Here is a 10,000-nt window from a genome sequence, read left to right as displayed (position 1 = left end):
GGCCCCATTGCGCAAATCGCCCGTCACGGTTTCGGCCACCTGCGACAGCTCTGCCGCCGACGCCGCCAGCCCGTTCACCACGTCCTGCACCCGCACTTCGAAATCGCGGCTCAACTGCGCCTGATCCGTGACCAGATCCCACACCAGCATGGCCCCGGCGTATTGATCGCGGTGATCGCGCACCGCCGAAATCTGCAGGTCGATGCTTTCGTCGCCCACGCGGATACGCGCGCGGTGCGGCAGGTTTTTCGGGTCGGACAGCAGACGACGCTGATGCTCAGGGTGTTTGTGGAAGATGTCGATGGACTGCCCCATCAGCGTGCCGGGATAGTTGGGAAAATGCCCCTTGACCTTATCCATCAGCTTTTCGGTCGCGGCATTGATATAGGTGATGCGCAGATCATTGTGCACATCGACCGCCATCACCGGGGTCGGCATGGCCTGCACCATGCGGTCCACCATCAGCGCCTTGCGCGCCGTTTCACACAGGGACCGGGTGGCGCGGGCCAGCACGCCCATCTCATCCTTACGATTAATAAAGGCGACCTCGACATCCGTGTCGCCTTCGGCAATGCGTCCGATCGTCTGCGACATCAGGCCCAACGGCCGCAACAGGTCGCGCCACATCAGGCCGATCATGGCCAGCACGCCCAGAATGGCGAAGCCCGACAACACCTGCACCAGCATGTTCAACTGCGCATCGGTCTTCGCACCCCGCTCGACCTCGCCCGTCATCCACGCTTCGAGATCACCGGACAGGCTCTCATTGCTGTCCTCCATCGCCTTGAACTTGGCGTCGAAGTCCGCCCGCAGCGCGGGCTCGGTTTCCGGGGTGGCGGTAAGCACCGCGTCACCGGCAGCACGGTAGGCCTGAAGCGCCGTCAGGGTTTCGGCGAAGCGCTGTTTCAGATTATCCGGCAGGGCCTCGGCCTGATTGGCTTTGAGGTTTTTCTCAAACGTGTCAGCGTGGTCCTTGAAGCTGCCGACCACGGCTTCGGCAGCCGCTGCGTCGCCCATCTGGTGCGCCAGCAGGGCTTCAAGCACGTCACCGCGCATGGCGTCGTGCATCATGTCGGCGGCCATGTGCCGTTGCGTGATCTGGCTGATCAGCGAAGCCTGCCGCGCGTGCGTCCGCGCGTAATGCGACGCCACGCTGTTGGCGGCCACCATGCCAAACACCAGAAGCGCACACGCCGCCCCCAGCCCGATAAACTTTGTACGTAGCTGCATTATCAGACTTTCCGACTCTGTTACCAAGGGCCACGAAAGCCCCTGTTAAGATTTGTCGGAACAGCCTTAACGTTTATTTAAAGTAACGTCGTTCTAATTTATGTTACAATAAAAAATGGCGTTATAACTCATATATATAAGCCGATATCGGCGTTATCACGGTTTCGTGATCACATCTCCACCCTTCATGACAAAGACGGGCCGCTCCAGCAGGGTTACATCCTTTAGTGGATCGCCCACGACCCCGACCATGTCGCCATAGTGACCGGGCTTGAGGCTGCCGACATCCCCGGACCGCCCCAGCGCCTCAGCAGCAATCACCGTCGCCGACTGAATGGCCTGAAGCGGCGTCGCGCCATAGCGCACCATCACGGCGAACTGACGGGCATTGTCGCCGTGCGGATAGATGCCGGCGTCGGTGCCATAGACCATCTTCACCCCGGCCTTCAGCGCCTTGCCGTAGTTCTGGCGCTGCACCTCGGCGATTTCACGGTCCTTGCGCAGACTCTCTTCGGCCACGCCGTTGCGCTGGCCTTCGGACTGCGTGTAGTCGGTATTGTAGATGTCCATCGAGAAGTAGGCCCCCTTCTCTCGGGCCAGCCTTATCCCCTCGTCGTCCACCAGACTGGCGTGTTCGATCGTATCGACCCCGGCCCGCAGCGCCGCCTTGATCCCCTCGGCTCCGTGCGCGTGAGCGGCGACCTTCATGCCGGCCATGTGCGCTTCGTCAGCGACCGCAGCCATTTCCTCAAAGGTCAGTTGCTGCGCGCCGACGCTGGCCCCGCGCGAAAAGACGCCGGAGGTGGCGCAGATCTTGATGACGTCCGCTCCGTATTTTTTCAGGGTCCGCACCGATTTGCGCGCTTCCCAAGGGCTATCGGCATTGAGCGGGTTTTTGGCGTCAAAAGACGGCGGCAGCCAGGTCGAATCGCAATGCCCGCCGGTAGCCCCAAAGCTCAGGCCCGCCGCCACGATGCGCGGACCCGGCAGTACGCCTTCGTCTATCGCTTCGCGCAGGCCGATGTCATTGTAATCCCCCGCGCCGACATTGCGCACGGTGGTAAACCCGGCCTTCAGCGTCTTTTCAGCATTAGCCGCCGCCACAAAGGCCCAGAAGCGATCCGTGTGCGACAGGCCGCTGTAGCCGCCATATTCCGGGCTGTTGTCGAGGTGGACGTGCATATCAATCAGGCCGGGCAGCAGAGTCACACCGGGCAGATCGACATAGTCAGCGTCCGCCGGCGGCTTCATCGTCAGGGCGCTGCCGACCGCCGTGATGCGCCCATCGGTGACGATCACCAGCGGCTGCTCGATCACCTTGCCGGTTTCGACCTCGATCAGGCGGTCGGCCTTGACGGCGACCGTGGCCGCCTGCGCAGCCCCCGCCATCAGCATCATCACCGCCGCCACGCCCGCCTTATGCATCTTCATATCCAGCCCCTTAACGCTACCCCGGTAGAATAGGCATAAGGTCCGCAGGAATGTAAGGGCTTATAGCGCGCTTACACGGTCCGTTCACAGACGGATCAGGCCACCGGACGCGGACTGGCCAGCGCGCCGTAAAGATCGGTGCGGCGGTCGCGGAAGAAGCCCCAGGCGGCGCGGTGCGTATTCAGGTAATCGAGGTCGAACTCGGCCACCAGAACGCCCTCTTCGCCCTTACCATACTCCGCCACCTTGTCGCCGCGGTGGTTGGCGATGAAGCTGTGCCCATAGAAGGTCTGACCGCAGCCGTTTTGCGGCGAAATCAGGCTTTCGGTGCCGATGCGGTTGGAGGCCACGACCGGGATGACATTGGCGACGGCGTGGCCCTGCATGACGCGCTGCCACGGGGCCGCCGTATCCAGTTCGGCGTCGTGCGGCTCGGAGCCAATGGCTGTCGGATAGAACAAAATCTCTGCCCCCAGCAGCGCCATTGCGCGCGCCGCTTCCGGATACCACTGATCCCAGCAGATGCCGACACCGACGCGGGCGAACCGGGTATCCCACACCTTGAAGCCCGTATCTCCTGGACGGAAATAGTATTTTTCCTGATAGCCGGGGCCGTCAGGGATATGGCTCTTGCGATAGACACCCAAAAGCTCCCCGCCCGCGTCGATCATGACCAGCGAGTTGAAATAGTGCGGGCCTTCCTTCTCGTAGATCGAGGTGGGGATGACGACATTCAGCTCGGCCGCCAGCTTTTGCATGGCGATGACGCACGGATGGCTGCGCCACGGAAAGGCCGTGGCAAACCAGCGCTCTTCCTGACTGACGCAGAAATATTCGCCCTGAAACAGCTCCGACGGCAGGATGATCTGCGCGCCCTTGGCCGCCGCTTCGCGCACCAGCGCCTCGGTTTTGGCGATGTTCGCGGCCATGTCGGGGCCATAGGCGGTTTGCAGCGCCGCCACGGAAACGGTCCGGGTCATATCGTTACCTTTGGGTTCAGGGGTCAGCCCTTGATATAGGGCACTTGCTGGCTGATGCAATGGAAGGAGCCACCGCCGGTCAGGATGGCGTTGGACGGCAGGCCGAACACCTGACGTTCGGCAAACAGGGTTTGCAGCGCCTCAACCGCCATTTCGCCCGGCCGCTCATTATAAACCGGCACGATGACGCAATCATTGGCGATCAGGAAATTCATGTGCGAGGCCGGGATGATTTCGCCGTCCTCGTCCACCGTGCGGCCCGGCGACGGGATACGCACCACCTGAAGCTTGACGCCGCGCGCGTCGGTCTGCTGGCTGAGGGTTTTGGCCACCGCATTATAGAGGTCGGCATTGGGGTCATCCGCCCCATAACCCACGGGGCAGACCACGACGCCCGGTGCCACAAAGCGCGCCAGATTGTCGATATGGCCATCCGTATGGTCGTTGAGCAGGCCGTCATCGAGCCAGATGATCTTGCGCGCCCCCAGCGCGTCCTGTAACGCGCGCTCAGCCGTGGACTGCGTCCAGTCGGGGTTGCGATTCGGATTAAGCAGGCACTGGCGCGTGGTGAGGACAGTGCCGAACCCGTCGTGCTCCAGCGAGCCCCCTTCGAGCACAAACTCTTGTGTTTCCGGCACATAGCCATCGTGTTCGGCCACCTGAGCGGCGACCTGATCGTCGTACTTCAGGTGATATTTGCCGCCCCAGCCGTTGTTGAGGAAGGCCACGGGCAGAGCCGCATGACGGTCCTGCGCATCCTCGACATTGACGTAGATGGGGCCGGTATCACGGAACCAGATGTCGCCGAACCGCCCATCGACGATTTCGACCTTTTTCACGTCGGACAACAGCGATTGCGCCGCCTTACGCGCCGCCTCGCCCATCACCATCAGCTTGACGTGCTCATCGCCGGCTTCGGCCAGCACGCGCACCAGCGACGCCACCTCGGCCTGAGCCTCGATCAGGTCTTCCTGCCACAGGTTTTCGTGGCTGGGAAACCCGACCCACATGGCCTTGTGCGGCTCCCACTCAGCGGGAACGATGCGGGAAAGGTTCGGATTTTGGCTCATGCCGGACCCCGGAAAAAAGCGAAACTTGGATTGCGGCCCTTTTACACAGCGTCAACCGGTTTGGCCATGCCTTCCATGACACAGGCCAGAAGAATGGGCACAAAAAAAAGCGGCCCTCCGTTTCCGGAGAGCCGCTCGTGTTCGTCAGACCGTGTCTGGTCTTAGAACTTGGTCTTCAGAGAAAGCATCAGGGTACGCGGTGCGCCACGGCTGTGGGTCGTCGTGCTGCCGTTACGGACCGTCCCGTTGTTCAGCGTCACCGGGAGGGCGTTGTTGGCCGAGCCCAGCGAACCCAGATAAGTTTCGTCGAACATGTTGATGACGTTCAGTTGAAGCTCAGTACCCGGCTTACCGAAGGCACTGATCTTGTAGTTCATGTCCATGTCGAACACGGTATAGGCCGGGGCCACTTCATCGTTGACATCGGTGGTGAAGCGCTCACCAACGTACTTAGCTTGGACGCCGAGTTGGAACACAGGCGTCACTTCCCACTGGAAGCGACCCGAATAGGTCCATTCCGGCGTTTCCACCAGGGTCTTGCCTTTGGTCGGCAGGAAGGTAGTGGCGCTGAGCTGCAGGTCTTCCTTCAGCTCGGACTTGTTGTAAGACGCCGAAGCATAGACCGAGAAGTAGTCCGCAACCTGCCAGCCGATCTGACCGTCGAAACCGGACATTTCGACTTCACCAACGTTACGATCGGTGTTCAGCAGGGTTTCCGGATCGTAGGTTTGAACGATACGGTTCTGGAACTTGGAGGTCCAGAGAGCGGCCGACAGCAGAATGTTGGACGACTGATAACGATAACCGAAGTCGAAGGATTGGGTCGTTTCCGGCTCAGCAATCGAGGTGATCAGCGGCGAACCCGCTGTGTCTGCACGGCTGTACTTGTACAGGTTGTCGGTGCGCGGAGCCGAGATTTGTTCAGCGTAAGAGACGTACAGCGACTGGATGTCGTTGAAGTTCCACGTCACACCAACGTTCGGCAGAGTCTTCTTGTACTCTTTCGTGAAGCTGATCGGCGGCACATGCTTCGTGGTGCCCGTGGTCGGGAAGGTCACGTTGCCCGCACCACCGGCGACAACCGTCGGCGTTTCAGCCGTACAACGGGGGAAGTCACCACCGTTGGGTTGGTAGCAATAGTTGTTGAGTTCACGCGTCAGAACCGGCGCACGAACGCCGAGGTTCACCACCAGGGCACGATCGAAGAAGTAGCCGCGATATTCAGCCGCAATCTGCTCAAGCTTGGCGATCGAGAAACGATTACGGTTTTGAAGCTTGTTGCCCTTCACATCAACAACCGCAGGGCCATTGCCGTCTTTACCGCCGAACAGGTCAACCGGATTGCCAGAGGCATCCATATAGCTGAATTCGCCGGTCTGACGGTGACGACCGTAATCAATCGTGTAGGCACCACGCAGACGATGGTCGTCGTTCAAATCCCAGATCAGCGAGCTGGTGAGGCCGAAGCGACGAGTGTTGGTGTTCGACGGACGGAACAGCATGACCGAGTCAAGCGTGTCCTTGTCGCCGTTGAGGTCGACACCGACACCGGTCGTGTTGGTGCCATCGAGGTCAAGGCGATTGTCTTTCTCGCTGACCACTTCAAACTGCGTACCACCATTGGCGAGAACGTACTGGAAGCTGGGGTCAAACGTAAAGACAAGGCTGTCGGTAATGTGCTTCTTGAACTGACCGCGAACGCTGCCGGTATTCGACGGGTTGTTGCGCTGACCATAGTAGTTGGTGCAGCCAGAACCCGCGTTCTGAGCCGTGCCGTTTACCGGGGTCGGCAGGGCCGTGGAAGCGCAGGTCAGATCATAGTCAAGATCAGGATTGGTCTTGAGGTCGCTGATCGTGATGTTGCGGTAGTTGGTATTGCGGTTTTCGTTCCAGTTCGCCGCGAGGCTGAGGAAGTCGCCATTACCGAGATCACGATAGATACGACCGTTGTATTGGGTCTTTTCAAGTTGCCCCGGGCCCTTGAACTTGTCGTACTGGGTTTTCGACGCGGCAACCCACGCCGTGAAGCCCAGAAATTCACCCGTGTCCACTTTGACGAAGGCGCGACGGAAGTTCTCCGTACCAACCGAAAGGGTGCTGTCGATGCCAAAATCCTTGGACGGGCGGATCGTCTTGTAGGCAACCGTACCACCCGCCGCTGAAGCTGTCGGGCTGTCAACATCGGTCGTGCCGAGGTTCACGGCAACCGTTTCGATCAACTCCGAGTCCAGTTGCTGGTTCGAGTAGATGGCGTAGTTGCCGGTATCGTTGAGCGGAGCCCCGTCAAATGTCAGTGAGATACGGTTACCATCGAAGCCACGGATACGGATGTTACCACCCGACGTGCCATAAGCGTCGTTGTTGGTGAAGTTGACGCCGGGAACAAGGTTGATGCTTTGCAGAACAGTCTGGCCGCTGGCTTGCGTTTCCAGATACTCCTGAGTGACCGTTGAGCGGGATTTACCCACTGATTCCTTGGTCAGGGCACCGTCAATGCTGCGCGGTCCGCGCTTGCCTTGAACAACAACTTCTTTGACGTCTTCGGCCGCTTCCGTACCGGTCGATTGGGCGAAGGCGCCATGGGCGGCAAAGAGGCCCGTCAGGGCCGTACCGGCCAGAATCCACTTGTTCATTTTCATATCGGAGTATCCCCTCTCCAGGTTCACAAAACAGAAAAGCGGCGCTGTGCGCGGATTACGCCCATGCCCGTTTTTAAGCACCATCACTTAAACGTTTAGGTAGGTTTCCACCTTTAGCCGCTTTTGTGCCGCTTTTTGAGCCAAAAGTGCGAAGGTTTGATGACAATTGTGACAGGCGGAACGATCTGCGCTTAAATTGCCACAGTTTATGTCAGCAAAAGGCGCTTATGCGACACAGTCCGTAACCATTCGTGTTTGCGCATCGGGCGCGGGCGTGTCATTCAACGCGGAACGCGCCTCAGTGCCTCCTCTTTTGAGCGGTAATGCGATGGCGCACCGCACAAGATTCTCTCCCGCAAGCGACGTTTCTCCATGCCTCAGCCCCCCGCACCCGCTCCCCTGTCCGCTCCGGCGCGTTATGTTCTGTGGGGGCTGGGGCTGCTGTTTTTGCTGCGTGTCGCGCTTCTGTTCAGCACCTACACCAATCTCTATCCGGATGAGGCGCAATATTGGCTGTGGTCGCGGCAACTGGACTTTGGCTACTATTCCAAGCCGCCGATGATCGCGTGGCTGATCCACCTGTCCACCCTGGGGTCCGATGTCGAGCCCTTTGTGCGGCTGTTTGCGCCCTTCCTGCATCTGGGGGCGGCGCTATGCCTGTGGGGCGCCGGTCAACGGCTGTTTAACGAGGCCACCGGCCTGTGCGCCGCCATTATATATAGCCTGATGCCGGGCGTCGTGCTGTCGGCGGCGGTCATATCCACCGATGCGCCGCTGATGTTCTTCCTGTCAGCAACACTCTATTTTTACAGTATTTTTCTTACTACAAACGCGGAAAAGGCCCGCCTGAAGGCCGCGCTGGGGATGGGGGTCGCCTTCGGGGCCGCCTTCCTCAGCAAATATGCCTGTCTGTACTTCCTGATCGGGGCGGCCGCCCATGCCGTGCTGGTGCCCTCGGTGCGGCGTAGCTGGAACCTGCGCAGCCTGGCCCTGTTCGCCGGAGCCTTTATCCTGCTGATGTCGCCCAACCTGTACTGGAATGCCACGCACGGCTTTCAGACCGTGTCGCATACCGCCGACAATGCCAACTGGCATTGGGGCAAGCTGTTTAACCCGACCTCCCTGCTGAAATTCTGGCGCGACCAACTGGGTGTCTTTGGCCCCGTCCCCGTGCTCCTGATGCTGCTCGGCATAGCGGGGCTTGTGCGGCCGCGTGCGGGCCTATTGCACCGCGAAGCCGATGCCGCCCAGCGCAGCGCTCTGATCGGTCTGACCTGTCTCACCCTGCCGCCTCTGATCTTCGTCAGCGTGCAGGCCTTCCTGTCGCGCGCCAATGCCAACTGGGCCGCTTCGGCCTATGTGCCGGCCAGTTTGCTGGTCGCCGCCTTTGTGGTGACGGGTTTCAGCGTGGCTATCCGGTCACACAGATTGTGGCGGCCGGCGCTGGGAATCGGACTGGGCATTCAGGTAGCGATTATGGCCGTCTTTATGCTGGGCGCGGTCTCGGAGCCCCTCACCCATGCGCTCGGCCTCGGCAATACGGTGAAACGCGCGCGCGGCTGGGACACCCTCACCCACGCCATTATCGCCAAGGCGCAGACGGAGGCCCGTCCGACGGCCATCGCGGTCGATAATCGCAATGTTTATAACGCCCTCGCCTATTATGGGCGTGACTGGTTCACGGCCAACCCCGACGTCCCGCTCAAGGCCTGGGTGCGTGAAGCCCATCCCAAGTCACAGGCCGAGACCGAAACCCCGCTGACCGCGGAAACCGGACAGAATGTGCTGATCGTCTCCTATGTCGATGGCTTTATCCCGGATATTCGCCGCGACTTTGCGGCTACCGGGCCGGGCGAATCGCTGAAAATCGCGCTCGATCACAAGCGCACGCGCGACTTTACCCTGTTCCGCGGGTACGGCTTCCAGCGCGCTCCGCGTGATCCGCGGACGGGGCATCCGCTCGGCTCATCGCTTGAGACCCCGGACGACGATCAGTAAATGCGTTTCGGAGAGATGATCAGACGCAGGGGCCACGGGCCCCTGCACCCCGCAAGCGGTGCACAGACGTCCCCATACCCCAGCAGTAAGTAGCAGGGTGCCAAGCGGCACCGCGATCTTCAAGTGCTTCCAACGCCCACCGCAAGCACAAAAAACCCGGCCTGCGAACAGGCCGGGTTTCTTGTTGTCTGTCGATACCGACAGCGTTCGATTAGAACGCGATGTCGATGGTCGAACGACGGTTCAGCGGTTCCTTCACGCCGTCGCCGGTGGCGACTGCCGGAGCCGATTCACCCTTCCAGTCAACGGCCAGGATCGAACCCGACACGCCGAGACCGGCAAGAGCGTCAGCCACGGTCTTGGCGCGACGTTCCGACAGACGGATGTTGTAGGCAGCCGAACCCGAGGTATCGGCGTGACCCACGACAACCACGCGGGTCGCGTTACCGGCCTTCGCGTAATCAGCGGCCTGCTGCACGATCGCTTGCGCGTCGGCGGTCAGGGTGGACTGATCGAATTCGAAGTACACGATGAATTCGCGGGCTTCGTACTTCACCGCTTCTTCAACCATCGGCGGAGGCGGCGGAGGCGGAGGCGGCGGGGGGGGCGGAGGCGGGGGAGGCGGCGGGGGCGGCGGGGGCGGCGGAGGCGC

7 protein-coding genes are annotated in these 10,000 nt (G+C 60.7%); 1 reads left to right on the top strand and 6 read right to left on the bottom strand.

Features of this window, described 5'->3' with window-relative positions; all coding sequences use genetic code 11:
- From LDL37_RS07775 to LDL37_RS07755, 5 genes are all read right to left on the bottom strand, one after another.
- Nucleotides 1-1,230, bottom strand: a 1,230-nt coding sequence (locus tag LDL37_RS07775) for a HAMP domain-containing protein (protein WP_290796289.1), incomplete at its 3' end; no start/stop codon positions are given.
- A 156-nt stretch (nt 1,231-1,386) separates the two neighbouring features.
- Nucleotides 1,387-2,661 (bottom strand): amidohydrolase family protein, encoded by a 1,275-nt coding sequence (locus tag LDL37_RS07770; protein ID WP_290796286.1) that lies wholly within the window; start codon nt 2,659-2,661, stop codon nt 1,387-1,389.
- A gap of 95 nt (nt 2,662-2,756) precedes the next feature.
- Nucleotides 2,757-3,641: an N-carbamoylputrescine amidase gene (gene aguB / locus LDL37_RS07765; protein WP_290796283.1), complete on the bottom strand. Its 885-nt coding sequence runs from the start codon at nt 3,639-3,641 to the stop codon at nt 2,757-2,759.
- A gap of 23 nt (nt 3,642-3,664) precedes the next feature.
- A complete protein-coding gene (locus tag LDL37_RS07760; protein WP_290796280.1) occupies nt 3,665-4,711 on the bottom strand; it encodes an agmatine deiminase family protein in 1,047 nt (348 codons plus the stop codon).
- 161 nt (nt 4,712-4,872) lie between these two features.
- Nucleotides 4,873-7,350, bottom strand: coding sequence for a TonB-dependent receptor (locus LDL37_RS07755; RefSeq protein ID WP_290796277.1), 2,478 nt, complete (start codon nt 7,348-7,350; stop codon nt 4,873-4,875).
- A 372-nt stretch (nt 7,351-7,722) separates the two neighbouring features.
- On the opposite strand from LDL37_RS07755, the gene LDL37_RS07750 reads away from it, so the two are divergent.
- The gene (locus LDL37_RS07750) at nt 7,723-9,348 is read left to right on the top strand and encodes a glycosyltransferase family 39 protein (protein ID WP_290796274.1); all 1,626 of its coding nucleotides are present in this window, start codon (nt 7,723-7,725) and stop codon (nt 9,346-9,348) included.
- Nucleotides 9,349-9,559: 211 nt separating this feature from the next.
- Here the strand turns inward: LDL37_RS07750 and LDL37_RS07745 are convergent.
- Nucleotides 9,560-10,000, bottom strand: a 441-nt coding sequence (locus tag LDL37_RS07745; RefSeq protein WP_290796271.1) for an OmpA family protein, incomplete at its 5' end; no start/stop codon positions are given.

Source organism: Asticcacaulis sp. (assembly GCF_020217185.1).
Classification (GTDB): domain Bacteria; phylum Pseudomonadota; class Alphaproteobacteria; order Caulobacterales; family Caulobacteraceae; genus Asticcacaulis.
Note: the sequence above shows the minus strand (reverse complement) of the source record. Positions and strands in the feature narration are given on the sequence as shown.

Bases quoted from the DNA above. Each gene is read 5' to 3' on its own strand.
- LDL37_RS07750 (WP_290796274.1), top strand. From the start codon at position 7,723: ATGCCTCAGCCCCCCGCACCCGCTCCCCTGTCCGCTCCGGCGCGTTAT.
- LDL37_RS07760 (WP_290796280.1), bottom strand. From the start codon at position 4,711: ATGAGCCAAAATCCGAACCTTTCCCGCATCGTTCCCGCTGAGTGGGAG.
- LDL37_RS07770 (WP_290796286.1), bottom strand. From the start codon at position 2,661: ATGAAGATGCATAAGGCGGGCGTGGCGGCGGTGATGATGCTGATGGCG.
- aguB (WP_290796283.1), bottom strand. From the start codon at position 3,641: ATGACCCGGACCGTTTCCGTGGCGGCGCTGCAAACCGCCTATGGCCCC.
- LDL37_RS07755 (WP_290796277.1), bottom strand. From the start codon at position 7,350: ATGAAAATGAACAAGTGGATTCTGGCCGGTACGGCCCTGACGGGCCTC.